The sequence below is a fragment of the Rhizobium sp. CB3171 genome (assembly GCF_029714265.1).
GTDB lineage: Bacteria > Pseudomonadota > Alphaproteobacteria > Rhizobiales > Rhizobiaceae > Rhizobium.
Window position 1 is genome coordinate 1,178,406 of the sequence record NZ_CP121653.1, and the last position, 19,696, is coordinate 1,198,101.

General features: G+C 60.2%; 20 protein-coding genes. 16 read left to right on the forward strand and 4 right to left on the reverse strand.

What is annotated here, in order from left to right; all coding sequences use genetic code 11:
• Positions 1 to 14: 14 nt before the first annotated feature.
• The 9 genes from kdpB (at position 15) to QA648_RS24875 (ending at position 10,680) form a co-directional block, all read left to right on the forward strand.
• Positions 15 to 2,105, forward strand: coding sequence for a potassium-transporting ATPase subunit KdpB (kdpB, locus tag QA648_RS24835; protein ID WP_283054091.1), 2,091 nt, complete (start codon positions 15 to 17; stop codon positions 2,103 to 2,105).
• A gap of 12 nt (positions 2,106 to 2,117) precedes the next feature.
• Entirely contained in the window at positions 2,118 to 2,690 is a 573-nt protein-coding gene (kdpC, locus tag QA648_RS24840) for a potassium-transporting ATPase subunit KdpC (RefSeq protein ID WP_104826724.1), read from the forward strand.
• A 63-nt stretch (positions 2,691 to 2,753) separates the two neighbouring features.
• Complete coding sequence (locus QA648_RS24845; RefSeq protein WP_283054092.1) at positions 2,754 to 5,465, forward strand: sensor histidine kinase KdpD; 2,712 nt, start codon at positions 2,754 to 2,756, stop codon at positions 5,463 to 5,465.
• Positions 5,462 to 6,154: a response regulator transcription factor gene (locus QA648_RS24850; protein WP_104826722.1), complete on the forward strand. Its 693-nt coding sequence runs from the start codon at positions 5,462 to 5,464 to the stop codon at positions 6,152 to 6,154. Before QA648_RS24845 ends, QA648_RS24850 begins: the two co-directional genes overlap by 4 nt.
• A gap of 100 nt (positions 6,155 to 6,254) precedes the next feature.
• On the forward strand, positions 6,255 to 6,710 hold the full coding sequence (locus tag QA648_RS24855; RefSeq protein WP_283054093.1) for a PTS sugar transporter subunit IIA: 456 nt from the start codon (positions 6,255 to 6,257) through the stop codon (positions 6,708 to 6,710).
• Between the two features lie 157 nt (positions 6,711 to 6,867).
• The gene (locus QA648_RS24860; protein WP_283054094.1) at positions 6,868 to 7,896 is read left to right on the forward strand and encodes a sulfate ABC transporter substrate-binding protein; all 1,029 of its coding nucleotides are present in this window, start codon (positions 6,868 to 6,870) and stop codon (positions 7,894 to 7,896) included.
• A 6-nt stretch (positions 7,897 to 7,902) separates the two neighbouring features.
• Positions 7,903 to 8,760: a sulfate ABC transporter permease subunit CysT gene (gene cysT, locus QA648_RS24865; protein ID WP_104826719.1), complete on the forward strand. Its 858-nt coding sequence runs from the start codon at positions 7,903 to 7,905 to the stop codon at positions 8,758 to 8,760.
• A complete protein-coding gene (cysW, locus tag QA648_RS24870; protein ID WP_104826718.1) occupies positions 8,750 to 9,622 on the forward strand; it encodes a sulfate ABC transporter permease subunit CysW in 873 nt (290 codons plus the stop codon). The genes cysT and cysW overlap by 11 nt, the downstream gene beginning before the upstream one ends.
• 11 nt (positions 9,623 to 9,633) lie before the next feature.
• Entirely contained in the window at positions 9,634 to 10,680 is a 1,047-nt protein-coding gene (locus tag QA648_RS24875; RefSeq protein WP_283054095.1) for a sulfate/molybdate ABC transporter ATP-binding protein, read from the forward strand.
• Between the two features lie 50 nt (positions 10,681 to 10,730).
• On the opposite strand, the gene QA648_RS24880 is transcribed toward QA648_RS24875, so the two are convergent.
• Entirely contained in the window at positions 10,731 to 11,528 is a 798-nt protein-coding gene (locus QA648_RS24880) for an NAD(P)-dependent oxidoreductase (protein ID WP_283054096.1), read from the reverse strand.
• Between the two features lie 104 nt (positions 11,529 to 11,632).
• On the opposite strand from QA648_RS24880, the gene QA648_RS24885 reads away from it, so the two are divergent.
• The 3 genes from QA648_RS24885 to QA648_RS24895 all read left to right on the forward strand — a co-directional run bounded on the left by QA648_RS24885 (position 11,633) and on the right by QA648_RS24895 (position 14,509).
• A complete protein-coding gene (locus QA648_RS24885; protein ID WP_283054097.1) occupies positions 11,633 to 12,385 on the forward strand; it encodes a FadR/GntR family transcriptional regulator in 753 nt (250 codons plus the stop codon).
• Positions 12,386 to 12,473: 88 nt separating this feature from the next.
• Positions 12,474 to 13,379, forward strand: a complete 906-nt coding sequence (gene kdgD, locus QA648_RS24890) for a 5-dehydro-4-deoxyglucarate dehydratase (RefSeq protein ID WP_283054098.1) — start codon at positions 12,474 to 12,476, stop codon at positions 13,377 to 13,379.
• Positions 13,376 to 14,509, forward strand: coding sequence for a mandelate racemase/muconate lactonizing enzyme family protein (locus QA648_RS24895; RefSeq protein ID WP_283054099.1), 1,134 nt, complete (start codon positions 13,376 to 13,378; stop codon positions 14,507 to 14,509). Before kdgD ends, QA648_RS24895 begins: the two co-directional genes overlap by 4 nt.
• Positions 14,510 to 14,600: 91 nt before the next feature.
• On the opposite strand, the gene QA648_RS24900 is transcribed toward QA648_RS24895, so the two are convergent.
• From QA648_RS24900 to QA648_RS24910, 3 genes are all read right to left on the reverse strand, one after another.
• Positions 14,601 to 15,344 (reverse strand): phosphoglycerate mutase family protein, encoded by a 744-nt coding sequence (locus QA648_RS24900; protein WP_283054100.1) that lies wholly within the window; start codon positions 15,342 to 15,344, stop codon positions 14,601 to 14,603.
• Positions 15,345 to 15,494: 150 nt separating this feature from the next.
• Positions 15,495 to 16,334 (reverse strand): endonuclease/exonuclease/phosphatase family protein, encoded by an 840-nt coding sequence (locus QA648_RS24905; protein ID WP_104826712.1) that lies wholly within the window; start codon positions 16,332 to 16,334, stop codon positions 15,495 to 15,497.
• 127 nt (positions 16,335 to 16,461) lie between these two features.
• Positions 16,462 to 17,925, reverse strand: coding sequence for a phosphatidylserine/phosphatidylglycerophosphate/cardiolipin synthase family protein (locus QA648_RS24910; protein WP_283054101.1), 1,464 nt, complete (start codon positions 17,923 to 17,925; stop codon positions 16,462 to 16,464).
• A gap of 338 nt (positions 17,926 to 18,263) precedes the next feature.
• Here QA648_RS24910 and QA648_RS24915 point away from each other — a divergent pair, with 338 nt between their 5' ends.
• The 4 genes from QA648_RS24915 (at position 18,264) to QA648_RS24930 (ending at position 19,681) form a co-directional block, all read left to right on the forward strand.
• Complete coding sequence (locus QA648_RS24915) at positions 18,264 to 18,554, forward strand: DUF2934 domain-containing protein (protein ID WP_283054102.1); 291 nt, start codon at positions 18,264 to 18,266, stop codon at positions 18,552 to 18,554.
• A 260-nt stretch (positions 18,555 to 18,814) separates the two neighbouring features.
• Positions 18,815 to 18,967 carry a hypothetical protein gene (locus tag QA648_RS24920; protein ID WP_283054103.1) on the forward strand — a complete coding sequence of 51 codons (153 nt, stop codon included), beginning with the start codon at positions 18,815 to 18,817 and terminating at the stop codon, positions 18,965 to 18,967.
• A gap of 79 nt (positions 18,968 to 19,046) precedes the next feature.
• Positions 19,047 to 19,361 (forward strand): plasmid stabilization protein, encoded by a 315-nt coding sequence (locus QA648_RS24925; RefSeq protein WP_104826708.1) that lies wholly within the window; start codon positions 19,047 to 19,049, stop codon positions 19,359 to 19,361.
• 29 nt (positions 19,362 to 19,390) lie between these two features.
• On the forward strand, positions 19,391 to 19,681 hold the full coding sequence (locus tag QA648_RS24930; protein ID WP_283054104.1) for a DUF3175 domain-containing protein: 291 nt from the start codon (positions 19,391 to 19,393) through the stop codon (positions 19,679 to 19,681).
• Positions 19,682 to 19,696: the final 15 nt, after the last annotated feature.

Genomic DNA, 19,696 nt, shown 5'->3' on the forward strand with positions numbered 1-19,696 from the left:
CGCTGGAGTCTCTTATGAGCCAGTTAAAATCCGCGAGTATTTTGGATTCTCGCATCCTCATTCCGGCCGTGGGCGCCGCTTTCAAGAAGCTGAACCCACGGACACTAGCCAAAAACCCCGTCATGTTCGTGGTTGCCGTCGTCTCGGCGCTGACCACCGTTCTCTTCCTGCGCGATCTTTTGACGGGCGGCGGCAATCTCGGCTTCTCCCTCCAGATCAACATCTGGCTCTGGTTTACCGTGCTGTTTGCCAACTTCGCCGAAGCCGTCGCCGAAGGCCGCGGCAAGGCTCAGGCCGAGTCGCTGCGCAAATCGCGCACCGAGACCCAGGCGAAGCTTCTGACCGGCAATGGTCGGAGCGATTACAAGATGGTGCCGGGTACCAGCCTCAAGGTCGGCGATGTCGTCCTGGTCGAAGCCGGAGATATCATCCCCTCCGATGGCGAAGTCATTGAAGGCGTCGCCTCGGTCAACGAAGCGGCGATCACCGGTGAATCGGCTCCCGTCATCCGCGAATCCGGCGGCGACCGTTCGGCCGTCACCGGTGGTACGCAGGTGCTGTCCGACGAGATTCGTGTCCGCATCACCGCGGCTGCCGGCTCGACCTTCATCGACCGCATGATCGCGCTCGTCGAAGGCGCGGAACGTCAGAAGACGCCGAACGAGATCGCCCTTAACATCCTGCTCGCCGGCATGACGCTGATCTTCGTGCTGGCCACGGTGACGATCCCGAGCTTTGCAGCCTATGCCGGCGGCTCGATCCCCACCGTCGTTCTCGTCGCCCTGTTCGTGACGCTGATCCCGACCACGATCGGCGCGCTGCTGTCGGCGATCGGCATCGCCGGCATGGACCGCCTGGTGCGCTTTAATGTGCTCGCCATGTCCGGCCGCGCCGTCGAAGCCGCCGGCGACGTCGACACGCTGCTGCTCGACAAGACTGGCACGATCACCCTCGGCAATCGCCAGGCCACATCCTTCCGCCCGGTCAAGGGTGTGACGGAACAGGATTTAGCAGACGCCGCACAGCTCGCTTCGCTCGCCGATGAGACGCCCGAAGGACGCTCGATCGTCGTGCTTGCCAAGGAAAAATACGCGATCCGCGGCCGCGATATGAGCAGCTTGAAGGCAACCTTCGTACCCTTCACCGCCCAGACCCGCATGAGCGGCGTCGATATCGAAGGCTCCTCGATCCGCAAGGGCGCGGTGGACGCGGTTCTTGCCTATGTGAACGGCAGCGCAGCTTTCGCCTCCGACGCCGGTGCGACCGTGATGTCGCGCACCAACAGCGAGACGATCCGCGACCTGCAGACGATATCGGATGAAATCTCCAAGGCCGGCGGCACGCCGCTTGCGGTCGCCCGCGATGGTCGCCTGCTCGGCGTCATCCAGCTCAAGGATATCGTCAAGGGCGGCATCCGCGAGCGCTTCGCCGAACTGCGTCGCATGGGCATCCGCACGGTGATGATCACCGGCGACAATCCGCTGACGGCTGCTGCCATCGCCGCCGAAGCCGGCGTGGACGATTTCCTCGCCCAGGCGACGCCGGAAATGAAGCTGGCGCTGATGCGCGAAGAGCAAGCACAGGGCAAGCTCGTCGCCATGTGCGGCGACGGCACCAATGATGCCCCGGCGCTTGCCCAGGCCGACGTCGGCGTCGCCATGAACACCGGCACGGTCGCCGCCCGCGAGGCCGGCAACATGGTCGACCTCGACAGCGACCCGACGAAGCTCATCGAAATCGTGGAGATCGGCAAGCAGTTGCTGATGACCCGCGGTGCGCTGACCACCTTCTCGATCGCCAACGACATCGCCAAATACTTCGCCATCATCCCCGCGATGTTCATCGCCTTCTATCCGCAACTGAAGATGCTAAACGTCATGGGGCTGGCAACGCCGCAAAGCGCCATCCTGTCGGCGATCATCTTCAACGCGCTGATCATCATTGCCCTGATCCCGCTGTCGCTGAAGGGCGTTCGTTATCGCCCGATCGGTGCAGGCGCCCTGCTCAGCCGAAACCTGCTGATCTATGGCGTCGGCGGCATCATCGTGCCCTTCATCGGCATCAAGGCCATCGACATGGCGGTTACCGCCATGGGCCTCGCCTAAGGAGTTCTTGTCATGCTCAAACAAATCAGACCGGCCATCGTCATGATCGTCGTCACCACCGCCGTCACCGGCCTTCTCTATCCGATCGCCATGACTGGTGCCGCCCAGGCGCTCTTCCCTTACCAGGCAAATGGTAGCCTAGTGGAAAAGGACGGCAAGGTGATCGGCTCGACGCTCATCGGCCAGAATTTCACCTCCGACCGCTATTTCCACGGCCGCCCCTCGGCTGCCGGCACCAACGGCTATGACGCTTCGTCCTCCGGCGGCTCCAACCTCGGCCCGACCAGCCAGAAGATGCTCGACCGCATCAAGGGCGATGTCGCAAAACTGCAGGCGGAGAATCCGAATGTGCCGGTCCCGATCGATCTAGTTACGACGTCGGGCAGCGGTCTCGATCCGGATATCTCGCCGGAGGACGCCTATTTCCAGATCCCGCGTGTCGCCAAGGCGCGTGGCATGGATGAGGCCAAGGTCCGCACGATTGTCGATGCCGCCATCGAGCCGCGCGAACTCGGGGTTCTCGGCGAACCTGTCATCAACGTCCTGGCATTGAACCAGGCGTTGGATGCTTCTATGACTCAGTGAGACCAAGGGGTTGAGGTGGCGAGCGCCACCTCAACTTCCGCCGTCATGAAAGAGCAATAATCAATGCCAGACGATAGCCGCGATACGCTGAGCAGGCCCTCACCCGACGCGCTTCTGGAGAAGGCTCGGCAGGAAACGCGCGGCCGCCTGAAGATCTTTCTGGGTGCTGCGCCCGGCGTCGGCAAGACCTACGAAATGCTGATCTCCGGCAAGGCGAAGATTGCCGACGGCGTCGATGTCGTCGTCGGCGTGGTCGAGACCCATGGTCGGCGGGAAACGCAGGCCCTGCTCGAAGGCTTCGAGATCATTCCGCGGGTCAATATCGATTACAAGGGCCGCCCGCTCGACGAGATGGACCTCGATGCCATCCTGAAGCGCCGTCCAGGCCTCGTGCTCGTCGACGAACTCGCCCACACCAATGCCCAGGGCAGCCGCCACCCGAAGCGTTATCTGGACGTCAAGGAACTGCTGGACCGCGGCATCGACGTCTATACGACGCTGAATATCCAGCATGTCGAAAGCCTGAACGACGTGGTTTCGCAGATCACCCGCGTGCGTGTGCGCGAAACCGTGCCGGATTCGATCATCGACATGGCAGACGATGTGGAAATCATCGATCTGACGCCCGATGACCTGATCAAGCGCCTGCATGACGGCAAGGTCTATGTGTCGAAGACAGCCGAGCGAGCGCTAACCAATTATTTCACTCCCGGCAATCTGACGGCGCTGCGCGAGCTGGCATTGAGGCGCACGGCGCAACGGGTCGACGACCAGCTTCTGACCCACATGCAGGCGCATGCGATCCCCGGCCCGTGGGCCGCAGGCGAGCGCGTGCTGGTCTCCATCGACCATCATCCGCGCTCCGCTTCGCTGGTGCGTTACGCCGCCCGCATGGCCTCGCGCCTGCGCGCGCCTTGGGCAGCCGTTTATGTCGAGACCAATCGGTCGATCAGCCTGACGGAAGCGCAGCGCGACACCATAGCAGCGACGCTGCGGCTTGCCGAACAACTCGGCGGCGAAGCCATTACTATTCCCGGCCGCGAGGTCGCCGAAGAACTGCTTCGTCATTCGGCCAGCAACAATGTTACCCATATCGTCATTGGCTCGCCGAAGATCGGAACATGGCGGGATTGGTCCAAGCGCTCCGTCTCCTACGAATTGATCCGCAAGGCCGGCGACATCAGCGTTCATGTCATTTCCGGCAGCGATGCGGAAGGCTCGGCGGCAAGCCGTGGCGTCAGGGCGGCGCCCTCGCCTACCCCGTTCCAGCTTCGCGGCTACATCCTGGCGACGCTCTATGTCGCCGTCGCCCTCGGCTTCTGCGTCATCCTCGACCAGGTGCTTGATGTCCGCAATCTGGCACTGGTCTTCTTGATGGCGGTGCTGGCCTCTGCCGTGACGCAAGGCTTGCGGCCGGCCCTTTATTCCTGCCTTCTTGGTGCGCTTGCCTTCAATTTCTTCTTCCTGCCGCCGCGCTATACGCTGACGATCAGCGATCCGGAAAGCGTGCTCGCCTTCTTCTTCTTCCTCGGCGTCGCCATCGTCGCCAGCAATCTGACCGCAACCGTGCAACGGCAGGCCGCCGCGGCACGCCAGCGGGCGCGCACGACCGAGGATCTTTATCTTTTCTCGAAGAAGCTTGCCGGCACCGGCACACTCGATGACGTGCTCTGGGCGACGGCCTTCCAGCTCGCTTCGATGCTGAAAGTGCGTGTGGTGCTGCTGCTGCCGGAGGATGGCACGATTGCCGTAAAGGCCGGCTATCCGCCTGACGATACGCTTGACGATGCCGATATCGCCGCCGCGCGCTGGGCCTGGGAACACAATCATGCCGCCGGGCGTGGCGCAGATACGCTGCCGGGAGCAAAGCGCCTTTATGTGCCGCTGCGTACCGGCCGCACGGCCGTCGGTGTCATCGGCCTCGACAGCGACCGCCGTGACGGTCCGCTATTGACGCCGGAGCAGCAGCGCCTTCTCGATGCGCTGGCCGATCAGGCAGCACTTGCCATCGAGCGCGTGCAACTGGTCGCCGATGTCGACCGGGCCAAATTGGCCGTCGAGGCCGACCGGCTGCGCTCTGCCTTGCTGACCTCGATCTCGCACGATCTCAAGACGCCGCTCGCTGCGATCCTCGGGGCTGCCGGCACCTTGCGCGACTATCTGGAATCCCTGCCACATGAGGACCGGGTTGATCTTCTGACGACGGTGGTTGATGAATCCGAACGACTGAACCGCTTCATCGCCAATCTGCTCGACATGACCAAGATCGAGTCCGGCGCCATGGAGCCGAATTACGCTTTGCATTATGCCGGCGATATTGTTGGCAGCGCACTTCGGCGTGGGGAGAAAATCCTCGCCCGGCATCGCGTGGAAGTACAGATTCCGGTCGATCTGCCGATGGTTCGGGTCGATCCCGTACTCTTCGAGCAGGTGCTGTTCAATCTGCTCGACAATGCCGCCAAATATGCGCCGGAGGAGTCTGCCATTCGCCTGGAGGCCTGGGCCGATATCGATAATATCGTTTTCCGCGTCATGGACGAGGGCCAGGGCATTCCGCCCGCCGATCTCGAACGCGTCTTCGATATCTTCTATCGCGTGCGCAAGGGCGATCAGGTGCGGGCCGGCACAGGTCTTGGCCTTTCTATCTGCCGCGGCTTCATAGAGGCTATGGGCGGCACGATCACGGCAGGCAACCGCACGGATCGCCAAGGCGCGGTCTTCACCATTCGCCTGCCGAAACCCACGGATGTTCCCAAGCTGGATGACCTGAAATGAACACGACTGCCGTCAAGATACTCGTTGTCGATGACGAGCCGCCGATCCGCAAATTGCTGCGTGTCGGCCTGAGCGCGCAAGGCTATGCCGTCAACGAAGCTCAGAACGCTGCCGCGGCGCGGCTTTCCGTAAAGGAGGATCAGCCCGACCTGATCGTGCTCGACCTCGGTCTACCCGACAAGCCGGGCCATGACCTCTTGCAGGAATGGCGCGAGGACGGATTGCAAATGCCCGTCGTCATTCTCTCGAGCCGCACCGACGAGGCGGGCATTGTCAAGGCGCTGGAAACCGGCGCCGACGACTATGTCACCAAGCCTTTCGGCATGAACGAGCTCGGAGCGCGCATACGCGTCGCGCTTCGCCACCGTCTGCAGCAGCAGGGCGAAAAAGCGATTTTCCAGACCGGCGGCCTGTCGATTGATCTCGTCAAGCGCATCGTCAAGGTCGACGGCAAGGAAGTGAAACTCTCGCCGAAGGAATATGACATCTTGCGCGTGCTGGCGCAGCATGCCGGCAAGGTGCTGACGCATCAGTTCCTGTTGAAGCAGGTCTGGGGTCCGGCGGCGGATGTGCAGTATCTGCGCGTCTATGTCCGTCAGCTCCGGCAGAAGGTAGAACAGATTCCGGATCAGCCCCAATACATCACCACGGAGACCGGCGTCGGCTATCGCCTGCGTGAGCCGGAATGAAGCTGTAATCCCCTGGTTTGAGCGATCGCCGGCCTTGTTGCGACAGGCCTGCTATGCGAGGCCATGCCAAAACTATCAATGTCCGAGCATGAGAGTGACAATGGACCTTTCCACCATCATCCTGCCTGAGCACGTCTTCGTCGGCCTTTCCGCGCCGACCAAGTGGCGCGCCTTGCAGATATTGTCGTCGAAAGCGGCTCATTGTCTTGGCCTCGATGAAGGCTCGGTGCTGCGGGCGCTGGAGGCTCGCGAAAAGCTCGGAACGACCGGCATCGGCAATGGCATCGCCGTTCCGCATGCGGCAATCGTGGGGATGACGAGACCGCGCGGGCTGATGGTTCGTTTCGGCCATCCCGTCGATTTCGAGGCGATCGACGACGTTCCGACGGATCTTGCCTTCGTCCTGCTCTTCGCTGAAAATGGTCGCAGCGAATATCTGAACGTGCTTGCCGCCATCGCCCGGCGGCTCAGAACTGACGGCGTGTTGGCCGCCATGCGCCAGGCAAAAAGTGCCGACGAACTCTATTCCGTTTTCATGTCCGACTCGATCTGCTGACGCGCTATCAGTGTATTACGGCCAAACGATGGGAATGCGATTTCACTTTCCTTGATTCTATGGGATGTCGTTCTATGTAATCGGGTCCGGCGGGAACAATCTTCGTTACTTTATACGACCAAGTTGATAGAGTTAAAGCACAACGAAGGAGGTCACCATGCAGACGATAAAGCTTTCGCGGCTTCTCGCCGCCGCAGTTCTGATCGGCAGTTTTTCGCTCACAGCGGTAGCGCCGACTTGGGCCGCGGATACGACGCTTCTCAACGTTTCCTATGATCCGACGCGCGAATTATACAAGGATTTCAACGAAGCCTTTGCCGCGAAGTGGAAGAAGGACACGGGTGAAAGCATCAAAATCAAAGCTTCGCATGGCGGCTCCGGCGCGCAGGCCCGCTCGGTCATCGACGGTCTTGATGCCGATGTGGTGACGCTGGCACTGGAAGGCGATATCGACGCCATTGCCAAGGCGACAAAGAAGATCCCAGCCGACTGGAAGACCAAGTTCCCGAACAACAGCGTTCCCTACACATCGACCATCGTCTTCCTGGTGCGCAAGGGCAATCCGAAGGGCATCAAGGACTGGTCGGACCTCGTCAAGAACGATGTCCAGGTGATTACGCCGAACCCGAAGACTTCGGGCGGAGCTCGCTGGAACTTCCTGGCAGCCTGGGCCTGGGCCAAGCAGGCAAACGGCGGTGACGATGCCAAGGCGCAGGAATACGTCACGCAGTTGTTGAAGCACGTACCGGTGCTCGATACCGGTGCTCGCGGCGCCACCACGACATTTGTTCAACGCGGCCTCGGCGACGTTCTGCTTGCCTGGGAAAACGAGGCTTATCTTTCGCTCGAGGAGCTCGGTCCCGATAAATTCGAGATCGTGACTCCGACGGTTTCAATCCGCGCCGATCCCCCGGTCGCGGTCGTCGACGGCAATGTCGACGCGAAGGGCACCCGAAAGGTTGCCGAAGCCTATCTGAACTATCTCTACTCCGACGAGGGTCAGAAGATCGCCGCCAAGCACTACTATCGGCCGATCAAGCCGGAAGCGGCCGACCCCAAGGATATTGCGCGGTTCCCAAGTTTGAAGCTGGCAACGATTGACGATTTCGGCGGATGGTCCCAAGCTCAGCCGAAGTTCTTTGACGATGGTGGCGTCTTCGACCAGATATACAAGCCGGGACAGTAATTCTTAATGCATATAATAACCCGCAAACGGTGGCGGTTTAGGCAGCCGAGTGTCATTCCGGGCTTCGGATTGGCGCTCGGCGTTACCTTGACTTGGCTCATCCTGATCGTTCTCATCCCGCTCTCGGGATTGTTGTGGAAGAGCAGCTCTCTTGGCTGGTCCAAGTTTTGGGCCCTCGCGCTCGATGTCCGCACGCTTTACGCACTCCGCATGAGCTTTGGCGGCGCCTTCATCGCCGCCATCGTCAATGCGGTGTTTGGCCTGATCCTCGCCTGGGTGCTGGTGCGCTACCGTTTTCCCGGCAAGCGCATTATTGACGCCATGGTCGACCTGCCTTTCGCCTTGCCGACGGCGGTCGCCGGCATCGCGCTGACGACGCTCTATGCGCCGAACGGCTGGATCGGCCAGTTCCTGGAGCCGCTCGGCATCAAGATCGCTTTCACGCCGGCCGGCATCATCATCGCGCTGATCTTCGTCGGGCTGCCCTTCGTCGTGCGGACGGCGCAGCCGGTGATGGAGGAGATCGACCGTGAGGTGGAAGAAGCTGCCGCGACGCTTGGCGCAAATCGTTTCCAGACGATCACCCGCGTGTTGTTGCCCGGCCTCGCGCCGGCAGCCCTCACCGGTTTTGCTCTCGCTTTCGCGCGCGCGGCCGGCGAATACGGTTCGGTGATCTTCATCGCCGGCAACAAGCCCTACGTCTCCGAAATCGCGCCATTGCTCATCGTCATCCGTCTTGAGGAATATAATTACGCTGCGGCGACGGCGATCGCGACCATGATGCTGATCATCTCTTTCATCATGTTGCTGGTCATCAATCTCATTCAATCCTGGAGCAGAAGGAGATACGGCTATGGCGCATGATGCCGTTTCCCTCGCCGACACAGGTCAATCCGTCATCACCGAGAGCAGATTTGCGCGCTGGATTTTCGTCGCCATCTCGCTTGCCTTCTTGGCGCTGATGGTGCTGATGCCGCTTGCCGCCGTTTTCGTCGAAGCGTTCCGCAAAGGTGTCGAAGAGTTCTTCAGCGCCTTGGTGGATGAGGAAACCTTTGCCGCCATCCGGCTGACGCTGATCGTCGCCGGCATCAGCGTGCCGCTGAACCTCGTTTGCGGTGTCGCGGCCGCCTGGGCAATCGCCAAGTTCGAGTTCAAGGGCAAGGCATTCCTGACGACGCTGATCGACCTGCCGTTCTCGGTCTCGCCGGTCATATCGGGCCTTGTCTTCGTGTTGTTGTTCAGCTCGAACAGCGTGCTCGGACCTTGGCTGCAAAGCCACGGAATCCAGATTCTGTTCGCGGTCCCGGGCCTTGTGCTGGCGACGATGTTCGTCACCTTCCCCTTCGTCGCCCGTGAATTGATCCCGCTGATGCAGGAACAGGGAAATTCCGACGAGGAAGCGGCGTTGTCGCTCGGCGCCAATGGCTGGCAAACCTTCTGGCACGTAACCTTGCCGAACATCAAATGGGGCCTGCTTTACGGCGTTCTCCTTTGCAATGCCCGCGCTATGGGCGAGTTCGGCGCCGTGTCGGTTGTCTCCGGCCATATTCGCGGCGAAACCAACACCATGCCGTTGCAGGTCGAAATTCTCTATAATGAATATAATTTCTCGGGCGCTTTCGCGGTTGCCACGCTTCTCGCCTTGCTTGCCCTTGTCACACTTGTACTGAAGACGCTGCTGGAAATGCGCTATAGCGAAGAGATCGCAGCCAGCCGACGTCACTGAAGGAATTGTTAATGGAAGTTCGCGTTCAAAACCTGCGCAAGGAATTCGGTCGCTTTCCGGCGTTGCATAATGTCTCCCTGGATATTCGCTCTAGCGAGCTTATCGCGCTCCTCGGCCCTTCCGGCTCAGGCAAGACGACGCTCTTGCGTCTGATCGCCGGATTGGAGACGCCGACCGAAGGTCGGATTTTCTTCGGTGATGAAGATGCGTCGAAGAAGACGGTGCAGCAGCGCAATATCGGCTTTGTGTTTCAGCACTATGCGCTGTTCCGCCATATGACGGTGTTGGATAACATATCCTTCGGCCTCAAGGTGCGCACCGCTTCGCGCCGCCCTCCCCGCGCTGAAATCCATCGCCGTGCTCTCGAGCTGCTTGAACTGGTGCAGCTTAGCGGCCTCGAAAAGCGCTACCCGGCGCAGTTGTCCGGCGGCCAGCGCCAGCGCGTGGCGCTCGCCCGGGCCATGGCGGTCGAGCCGAACGTGCTGCTTCTGGACGAACCCTTCGGTGCGCTCGATGCGCAGGTCCGCAAGGATTTGCGCAAGTGGCTGCGCGAAATCCATGATCGTACCGGCCACACCACCGTTTTCGTCACCCACGATCAGGAAGAGGCGCTGGAACTGGCGGACCGCGTCGTCGTGCTCAACAAGGGCGCCATCGAGCAGGTAGGGACGCCGGATGAGATCTACGACACGCCGAACTCGCCCTTCGTCTATGGCTTCATCGGCCAGTCCAACCGCGTGAAGGTGCGGATTTCCAGCGGCGAAATCTGGTTTGACGATCGGCCACTCGGACTCAGCACTCCGCACGAGCCCGATGGTGAAGCCTATCTTCACTTTAGGCCGCACGATATCGAGCTTCGCGACGGTGATGGCGGTTGTATCGCCGGACTGTTGACCTCCAGTCGCCGTGTTGCTGGTACTCGCCATATCGAAATGAACATCGGCGCCAATCAGGAACCCGTCGAAATCGAGCTGCCGCCGGACAAGGCCGGCGCGCTCGACCGCAACCGCATCGCTTTCAGGCCGACGCGTTGGAAATTGTTTCGGAACGGCGACTGAGGTTAAGGGGGCGGATCACCGCCCCGACGATTGCTGATCTCATTTAGTTCTCAATCTTCCGGATGGCCGGCGGCGGCAAAGCCGCCGCCCTGATAGATGACGGCCGGATCATTCGGGTCTTCCGGCGCGGCATTCGCCAGAACTTCCGCGCGCCAAGGCGAGGAGCTGTCTTTCGGCTTCCAGCCGAGGAAAGCAGCATTGCGATTGTCCCACCATTGTTCGTCATTATCGGAGGCGCCGTAGACGATCGTGTGTCCGAGGCGAGGCGTCTCAAAGGCGCGGTCGCAGAGCGTCATCAGATCGCGGGCGCTGAGCCATGTCGCCAGCATGCGCGGATTGCGCGGCTCTGGGAAGCAGGAGCCGATGCGTACGGACAAGGTTTCCTGCCCGAATTTATCGAAATAGAGGCTCGCCAGAGCTTCGCCGTAGACCTTAGAGACCCCGTAAAGTGAATCCGGCCGGGTCGGCACCGTGTTGTCGATGCGCTCGTCGCGGCGATAGTAGCCGATCGTATGATTGGAGCTCGCAAAGACGATGCGCGGCTTGCCGGCGGCGCGGGCGGCTTCATAGAGATTGTAGAGGCCGATGATGTTGCCCTGCAGGATCAGGTCGAAGGACTTTTCCAGAGAGATCCCGCCAAGATGGATAATGCCGTCGATGCCCTTGACCAGCGCCTCGACGCCGGCGCGGTCAGCGAGATCGCAGGCGATGAAGCGTTCGTTCGGACGCAGATCGTCGATCGGCGCAATATCCGAGAGCACGACGGTTTCGGCGATCTGCGAAAGAAGCGGCCGCAGTGCCTGGCCAACGCCGCCGGCAGCGCCGGTCATCAACAGAGTTTTCAGCATGGTTTTCTCCCATATCGGTATCATCGAAGTGGAACTTATAATATGGGCTTTCGCTCGTCATCATATATCTGTAATCTCCCTGTTCGAAACTTGGGGATGTCGGAATGCCGAGAAGCGCAGCGATCAAGACAAGGGAGCGTAACGAACGGCCGACGGGCCGGCGAAATCTGGTGGACATTGTCGGCCAGCAACTGCGCCAGGAGATACTTGGCGGCGTCTTGAAGCCTGGCGAAAAATTGCCGAGCGAAAGCGGCCTCACCGAACGATATAAGGTCAGCCGCACCGTCATTCGCGAAGCGATCGCTTCAATGCGTGCGGATGGACTAGTCGAGGTGCGCCACGGCATCGGCGTCTTCGTCCTTCACGCAAGGCCGCCCTTCCCCGCCGCGGGCTTGCTGGACACCGATCCGGGTCGGATCTCCTCCATCATCGAAATGCTGGAATTGCGCGCCGCGGTGGAAACCGAAGCGGCTGGCCTTGCCGCCGCCCGCCGCTCGCCGGCGCAGGACGAGGCGATCATCGAGCGGTTCGAAGATATCGATCATGCCATGGAGCGCGGCATCGCGACATCGGAGGCCGATTTCGCGTTTCATCTCGCCATTGCCGACGCCACCAACAATCCGCGCTTCCGTGAGTTTCTGGAGTTGACCGGCAAGAGGGCGATTCCCCGCTCCTTCCTGCAGGACCAACCGGACGAAATCGCATCAGCCGACTATCTGGCGCAGATCCAAGCAGAACACCGGCGCATTGCTGAAGCCATATCGGATCGCGATGAACACGGCGCACGCGAGGCAATGCGACTACATTTGAAGGGCAGCCAGCAGCGGTATCGAAGCCTGATCCGAAGAGGAACTTGAATATAGACATATGATAACAGATTGACTGTTGTCATATGTCATCTATGATCCCGTCAACTCAGAAGGATTTTGGAGGATCATCGTGTCCATGGACCCGCAAGCTCTCAAGGCCGCGCTTGGCGCCGGGCTCTTGTCTTTTCCCGTGACGCCGTTTGGCAAGGACGGCAATTTCAATCGCGCTGCCTATAGCGATCATGTCGGCTGGCTTTCGGGCTTCAAGGCAAGCGTGCTTTTCGCCGCCGGCGGCACCGGCGAATTCTTCTCGCTGGCGCCGGATGAAATCCCGACAATCGTCAGCGCCGCAAAGGCGGCCGCGGGCGATACGCCGATCGTCGCGGGTTGCGGTTATGGCACGCGCATCGCCGTTCAGATCGCTCAATCGGCGGAGAAAGCCGGGGCAGACGGCATCCTACTTCTCCCGCATTACCTGATCGAGGCGCCGCAGGACGGCATGTTCCAGCATATCAAGGCAGTCTGCGATGCCGTTTCGATCGGCGTCATGGTCTATAATCGCGACAATTCCATTCTGACGGCTGAAACGCTTGCTCGGCTCTGCGATGCCTGCCCGAACCTCGTCGGTTTCAAGGACGGCTCCGGCGATATCGGCCTGGTGCGCAAGATCACCGCGACGATGGGTGAGCGACTGACCTATCTCGGCGGCATGCCGACGGCCGAACTTTTTGCCGACGCTTATCTCGGTGCGGGTGTCACCACCTATTCCTCGGCCGTTTTCAACTTCGTACCGGCGTTGGCGCAGAATTTCTACAAGGCGCTGCGCGCCGGCGACACGGCGGCGACCAACAAGCTGCTGATCGATTTCTTCTATCCCTTCATGAACATCCGCAACCGCCAGAAGGGCTATGCCGTGTCGGCCATCAAGGCCGGCGTACGGTTGCTCGGCTTTGATGCCGGTTCGGTTCGCCCACCGCTGACCGACCTGACCGAACAGGAAGTTGCCATGCTCGATGATCTGATCAGGCCGTACCGCCCATGAAAATCTCCGCTGTTCACACCCATCTGCTCGACCATAAGCTGGATCACGCCTTCGAAAGCGCTTCCATGCGCTTCGACCGCCGCCAGCATTGCCTCGTCGAAATCGTCTGCGATGACGGTACCGTCGGCTGGGGCGAATGCCTCGGCCCGGCAGGTCCCAACGCCGCGGTGGTGAAAGCCTATACCCCTCGCCTGCTCGGCCGCGACCCGCGCGATACGGAGGTGATCTGGCTCGAACTCTACAATCTCCTACGTGATCAGGGCCAACGCGGCCTGACGGTGACGGCGCTCAGCGGTATCGACATCGCGCTCTGGGATATCAAAGGCAAGCACCACGGCACCTCCGTGTCGCGGCTGCTCGGCGGCCGCTTCCGCGAGGATGTAAAGGCCTACGCCACCGGTTCCTTCCGAAAGGATGGCGTCGACCCGGTCTCCGATATCGCCGCCGAAACCGCCGCCTATGTTGCCCAAGGGTTCCATGCGGTGAAGATCAAGATCGGGTTCGATGTCGAAGAGGATATCGCCGTCATCCGCGCCGTGCGCGAAGCAATCGGTCCAAATATACGGCTGATGATCGATGCCAATCACGGCTATGACGCGCTGGAAGCCTGCACGGTCGGCAAGGCCGTTGCGAAATACGGCGTCGATTGGTTCGAAGAGCCGGTCGTTCCGGAACAGCTCAGCGCCTATCGCGCGGTGCGCGCCGGCCAGCCGATCCCTGTCGCCGGCGGAGAGACCTGGCATGGCCGCTTCGGCATGCGCGAGCCGCTGGAAACCCGCGCCGTCGATATCATCCAGCCCGATATCTGCGGCACCGGCGGCTTCAGCGAAATGCGCAGGATTGCCGATATGGCCGCCATCAACGGCGTTCGCCTCGTTCCGCATGTCTGGGGAACGGGTGTCGCCATCGCGGCCGGCCTGCAGTTCATCGCCGCCCTGCCCCCGGACCCGCCGCGCCGCAATGGCCGGCCGCCGATCCTGGAATTCGACCGCACCCACAATCCATTCCGCCAGGCCGTGCTGACAAAGCCGCTGGATCATGTGAACGGCGTCGTCGCCATTCCCGATGGCCCCGGTCTCGGCATCGAGATCAACCGCGACGCGCTGGAGCAATACCGGCTGAAGGATTGAGCGGATAAATTCGGCAGGAATTTCGGCCGTTACGGCTGAACGCTATCGATATTGTTTGTGGCCCAAGACCCCTGTTTTGGGCCATACCACATCACCCAATCTTCGCGGTGACCAGCTCCGAACCATAGGCATCCCGCAATTCGCCCTCCTCACCCTTAGCCCGATCGACCGCCTTGTGGATCAGGATTGACGTGTAACCTTCCGTGGCGGTGCCCTCGATCAATGTGACATCCGCATTTCCTGGATTGTCCGAGCGTTCGAACCAATCGACGGAATGATGCAGAAAATTCATTTCGAACGCCCTGTTGGTGACGCCGTGGCCAACGATAATGACATTGTTTCTGCCATGCTTAGCCTCGTGCATGACCGTCTGGAGGAATAGGCGGACCCTCTGCGCCACATCCGCCCTGCTCTCGCCGTCGGGAGGCCTTGCATAGAATTTCCCGTTGTTGTTACGCAGCCTGGCCCATTTTTCGAATTCCTCGGGAAACTTCCGTTTCTGTTCGGCACGATCATAGATTTCGGTGAAGAGGCCGAAATCCTGTTCCCGCAACAGGTAATCCTCCCGAGCGTCCGCGATCAAATCGCTCGGCAGGACTTCGAGCAAAGCATCCTTGCTCTGTCGCGTCCTCAGATAAGGCGAATACCAGATGCTCAGTTTTGACGATTCAGCGCTTGGTCGGGCTTTCAGATGGGAGGCGATCACACGTCCGGCTTCCAGCACCTGCCGATAGCCCCACTGCGTCAACGGAACGTTGTGATCACCGAACTGCCGGTAAGCCTGCTCGCTGATGTTGCCAAGGGATTCGCCGTGTCGAACGAGAAAGATGTGCATCAACAATCCGCATTGTCTGATCTGAAATCGAGGTCATCATGAATGGGAAGCGCAGAGTGCGCAACGCATTAGCTTCTTTGCCCCGGATGATTTCATGGGATGGATCGAAACGGCAGTCGACCTTTTCGGCTTAGCGCCGCATGCCCGATTTCAAGCAGATTCGGCCCGCGCCTCTGTTTCCGCCCTCAGTGTTTCCAGGCTGACGACTGCCTTGATCGGCAGATGATCAGAGGCGACACGCGCCAATGGCGAGTCATGAACCTCCACTGTCGAGATCAGCCCGCGGCGATTGGCCATGATGCGGTCCAGCGCCAGAAGCGGCAGGGTGGAGGGAAAGCTTGGCACGGCCGGTGGCAGCGGGCCGAAGGCGGCCTGGAAGGTGTTGAGCGACGAGCGGTCGCCGAGCCGCCATTCGTTGAGATCGCCGAGGAGGATGGTCGGCGTGTCATTGTCGGTTCTCATCAGGTCGACGATCAAACGCGCTTGCTGGGCACGGGAGCTATGCAGCAGCCCGAGATGGGCAGCGATGATCCTGAGCGCTCCGCCGCGGGCCAGTTCGATTTCGGCAAGGAGCGCGCCGCGGGGCTCCAGCCCCGGCAGGTTGATCTGATGTACATCGCGCACCGTACCCTGCTTGAACAGCACGACATTGCCATGCCAGCCATGCGCCTTGCTGACACCCGCCACGGGCACAGGAATTAGGCCGGTTTCCAGCTCGAGCCGCCGCAGGTCAAGCAGACCCGTGCGTTCGCCAAACCGCGTATCGGCCTCCTGCAAGCCGATGACATCGGCATCGATTTCATGGATGACCCGGCTGATCCGCTCCGGATCGAAACGGCGATCGGCGCCGACGCATTTGTGAACATTGTAGGAGGCGATCAATGTGCCTGCGGGACGTGCTCGTTCGCCGGCATGCATCGTCCGCGACTTCTTTCTGTTCTTCAACGTTTCGAAAATGCTTGCACGGAGACTCTCGTTCTTTTTCCGCATCTGTCCGTTGACCATTTCCGTTGTCAAAGCCTGCCGAGCGGCGTCTTCAGGAGGAGTATAGGGAGTGATTGCCGGCCTTGTCATGTGAAAAGGCTTGTTTGTAGAAAGACGGACCGCGCCACTTTGTTCAGAGATAGGGCGAACCGAGCCACAGGATCTTTTCTATCAGGCGGACGATGAAGGGGCGAGCGCGCAGCTTGCCGAGCTCGACCGGGATCGCCGTTTCGAGGATCGCGCCGATACGCGCATCGAGCGCGCCCGCAAAGCCGCGGTCCATCACCTCCAGATCGACTTCGAAATTCAGCCGTAGAGAGCGCGGGTCAAGATTGGAAGAACCGACATAGGCCCAGGTGCCATCGACCGTCAGCAGCTTCGAATGATTGAAAGGGCCATCAGCCCGCCAGATGCGGCAATAATCCTTCAGCATCTGATCGAACTGCGCGGTCATGGCACGGTCGACAAGCACAAGATTGTTGGCCGCCGGCACGATGACATCCACTTCGACGCCACGTCTTGCCGCTGTCACCAGCGCGCTGATCAACTCGCGATCCGGCAGGAAATAGGGCGACATGATGCGGATGGAGGTGCGGGCGACCGAGAATGCACCGATCAGCATTTTATGGTTCGTCTCGACGCTGCGGTCGGGTCCGGAGGCAATGACGCGCATGAAGACCGGCGCGCCGGGTTCGTTCGCGGGCGTCCCAATCCGCCAGTGGTCACCGCTGAGTGCCTCGCCGGTGGCAAAACGCCAGTCCTCGGCGGCCGTGTTGAACAGATCGGCGACGGCGGGGCCGGTGACGCAAAAATGCATGTCGCGGGCGCAGTGATCCCCGGCGAACTCCCTGGCGAAACCCTTGCGGATATTCATGCCGCCGGTAAAGGCAATGCGGCCGTCAATGGCCAGGATCTTGCGGTGGGTGCGCAGGTTGGCATAGGGCAGCCTGAGGCCGATGATCACATTGCCGTTGAAGACGTCCACCTGCACGCCGCCTTCTTTGAGATGGCCCATGATGCTCGGCACCGAATACCGTGCGCCGACCGCATCGATCAGCACGCGCACGCTGACGTCTCGTTTGACCGCCTCAATCAGCGAATCGGCGATGCGCAGGCCAATTGGATCGCGGTCGAAAATATAGGTCTCCAGCAGGATGCTGCGTTCGGCGCCATCGATTGCGGCTTTCATTGCAGCGTAGGCGACATCGCCGCTCTCCAGCATTTCGATGGTATTGCCCGTATTCATCGGATAGCGCGCCACGCGGTCGCCAAGCGTCTTCATGGATCCGAAGCGCTCGCCAAAGATCCGGCGCACGACTTCGCCCTGCGCATCGAAGCTCGCGAGCACGCCCGAGGCATCCTTCTGGAACAGGACGTTGCGCTGCGAGGTTAGCGAAGCCCGGCGGATACGGTTGATACCGGCCACTGCATAGAGCAGAGCCCCCACGATGGGCGACAGGATGATGACGCCGACCCAGCCGATCGCCGCGCGAACCTCTTCCTTCGTCATCGCCGCATGAATGGCGGCTGCCGCCCCCATGGCGATGGAAAGGACAGCGAGGATTTGGCCCCAATGGGCAATCACCAGGTCAAACATGGGGGGAGTATAACTTTGCCCGTGAAAGCTGCAATCGATCGCAAGGTCTATTCCCGGCCCCGTCGACAAAACGTTCTATGAAAAGACTGTGTATTAGATGTTTTTAAATTGAATGACGATTATGCTCTCGCCATATTGGCGGTTCGGTCGCTTCGCTATCGTCCATCACAGTACACGAGCGAAGCACCTGGCGCAGCCTGGGCATTGAGACAGGGAGAGTTTTGCTCCGTGGTCCCTCAGAGCCGGCATGCCGGCTGCTCGGGAAGGCATGAAAACCCGCATTTCAAGACGGGCATTTTTTCTTCAACCATGTTCAATAATGCGAACGGAGGACGGCAATGTTGGAATCCCGGGACGAATGGATCAAGAAGCGCGCCTACGCCATATGGGAGGAAGAAGGATATCCTTCCGGCCGTGATACGGTTCATTGGGAACAGGCGAGCAGCGAGCGCATCGCGCTTGAGAAAAAGGCCGGAAAGAAGGAGAAGGTCGACACTAAACCTAAGACCGACTCCAAACCCAAGGTAAAGGGTCAAGCGGCTGCTGTAATGGCTGCGGCCGTTGCCGGAGCGACCGCAAAGGCCGCGACGAAACGAGCGTCAAAAAAGACCGGTGACGCGAAGATCTGACGTAAACTTCGCGGTTGGTGAGACAATCGGCGACATGATCGGCCCGGGTTGAGTTCGGGCCGTTGGCTTGTTGCGCCATGTTGCCGAATTTTCGCAAGGATTTCGGTAAATTTCGCGTTCTGCGCGAATAGATGTCACATATCCATGGTACGTAGCGAAAAGGGAACTTCGCCAGGGTAATAACGACATGAATCGCGTTGAAGTCTTTGTTCTGGCTGTCGGGGCAGGCTGCTGCTTGGCGGCTGGATCGACGTAATCCCATGCTATCCCTCCTCCTTCTCGCCACTCTTTATCTCTTTGCGGCGCTGGTTCTGATCTTCATCATCGACCGTTCCGTCGGCATCATGTTTCCCGCGTCGGTCGATGATGCGCGCTCCGCGGCGCACCCTCCCCTCCCAGATGCTTCGAACTGATCGCCCATATTCCTGCTGAAATCGGAACTTTTTCCGTGGCGTTGGGTTGGTTTTCTCATAGGCAGCAAGGAGAAACATCATGCCCCGAGGAGACAAATCCGCATATACCGACAAGCAGAAGCGCAAGGCTGAACATATCGAGGAAAGCTACGAAAGCCGTGGCGTTTCCGATGAAGAAGCCGAACGTCGTGCCTGGGCGACCGTAAACAAGGAAAGCGGCGGCGGTAAAAAATCCGGCTCCGGCCGAGGCCATAGCGAAAGCCACGCATCCTCTGAAAAGGGCGGACGCATCGGCGGCAAGGCATCAGCGAGCCGCTCTGCGAGCGAACGTTCCGCATCGGCAAAGAAGGCCGCTGCAACGCGCAAACGCAACGAGCACCGCGCTCATCACTAACGTCAAATTCTTGAGGAAGGAGCCCTGCTATGGTCCGATCCCAAAAGAAGAATTGGTCACATGACGTGACCGAGAACAGCGACGCCTTGGACTTGAAAGACGGCGTCTTCAAATCGCGCGATCCCAAGGCCATTGCCGACTCTCTCAAGCATTCCGCAGAGGCGAGCGATCGCCGCAAGTCCAGCCCCTTCCGTTCCGCTATGTCGATGCTAAATTTCTATATCAATCGCGCCGGCAGCCATCTCAGCAAGCGGCAGAAACAGACGCTCGAAGCCGCCAAGGATGAGTTGCGCAAGGATTTTGGCCGCGAACCGAAATAGACCTGCAACGGGACG

What these genes read in the sequence shown, in the direction of transcription:
- kdpB (WP_283054091.1), top strand. Translation starts at nt 15, where the DNA reads ATGAGCCAGTTAAAATCCGCGAGTATTTTGGATTCTCGCATCCTCATT.
- kdpC (WP_104826724.1), top strand. Translation starts at nt 2,118, where the DNA reads ATGCTCAAACAAATCAGACCGGCCATCGTCATGATCGTCGTCACCACC.
- QA648_RS24845 (WP_283054092.1), top strand. Translation starts at nt 2,754, where the DNA reads ATGCCAGACGATAGCCGCGATACGCTGAGCAGGCCCTCACCCGACGCG.
- QA648_RS24850 (WP_104826722.1), top strand. Translation starts at nt 5,462, where the DNA reads ATGAACACGACTGCCGTCAAGATACTCGTTGTCGATGACGAGCCGCCG.
- QA648_RS24855 (WP_283054093.1), top strand. Translation starts at nt 6,255, where the DNA reads ATGGACCTTTCCACCATCATCCTGCCTGAGCACGTCTTCGTCGGCCTT.
- QA648_RS24860 (WP_283054094.1), top strand. Translation starts at nt 6,868, where the DNA reads ATGCAGACGATAAAGCTTTCGCGGCTTCTCGCCGCCGCAGTTCTGATC.
- cysT (WP_104826719.1), top strand. Translation starts at nt 7,903, where the DNA reads ATGCATATAATAACCCGCAAACGGTGGCGGTTTAGGCAGCCGAGTGTC.
- cysW (WP_104826718.1), top strand. Translation starts at nt 8,750, where the DNA reads ATGGCGCATGATGCCGTTTCCCTCGCCGACACAGGTCAATCCGTCATC.
- QA648_RS24875 (WP_283054095.1), top strand. Translation starts at nt 9,634, where the DNA reads ATGGAAGTTCGCGTTCAAAACCTGCGCAAGGAATTCGGTCGCTTTCCG.
- QA648_RS24880 (WP_283054096.1), bottom strand. Translation starts at nt 11,528, where the DNA reads ATGCTGAAAACTCTGTTGATGACCGGCGCTGCCGGCGGCGTTGGCCAG.
- QA648_RS24885 (WP_283054097.1), top strand. Translation starts at nt 11,633, where the DNA reads ATGCCGAGAAGCGCAGCGATCAAGACAAGGGAGCGTAACGAACGGCCG.
- kdgD (WP_283054098.1), top strand. Translation starts at nt 12,474, where the DNA reads ATGGACCCGCAAGCTCTCAAGGCCGCGCTTGGCGCCGGGCTCTTGTCT.
- QA648_RS24895 (WP_283054099.1), top strand. Translation starts at nt 13,376, where the DNA reads ATGAAAATCTCCGCTGTTCACACCCATCTGCTCGACCATAAGCTGGAT.
- QA648_RS24900 (WP_283054100.1), bottom strand. Translation starts at nt 15,344, where the DNA reads ATGCACATCTTTCTCGTTCGACACGGCGAATCCCTTGGCAACATCAGC.
- QA648_RS24905 (WP_104826712.1), bottom strand. Translation starts at nt 16,334, where the DNA reads ATGCGGAAAAAGAACGAGAGTCTCCGTGCAAGCATTTTCGAAACGTTG.
- QA648_RS24910 (WP_283054101.1), bottom strand. Translation starts at nt 17,925, where the DNA reads ATGTTTGACCTGGTGATTGCCCATTGGGGCCAAATCCTCGCTGTCCTT.
- QA648_RS24915 (WP_283054102.1), top strand. Translation starts at nt 18,264, where the DNA reads ATGTTGGAATCCCGGGACGAATGGATCAAGAAGCGCGCCTACGCCATA.
- QA648_RS24920 (WP_283054103.1), top strand. Translation starts at nt 18,815, where the DNA reads ATGCTATCCCTCCTCCTTCTCGCCACTCTTTATCTCTTTGCGGCGCTG.
- QA648_RS24925 (WP_104826708.1), top strand. Translation starts at nt 19,047, where the DNA reads ATGCCCCGAGGAGACAAATCCGCATATACCGACAAGCAGAAGCGCAAG.
- QA648_RS24930 (WP_283054104.1), top strand. Translation starts at nt 19,391, where the DNA reads ATGGTCCGATCCCAAAAGAAGAATTGGTCACATGACGTGACCGAGAAC.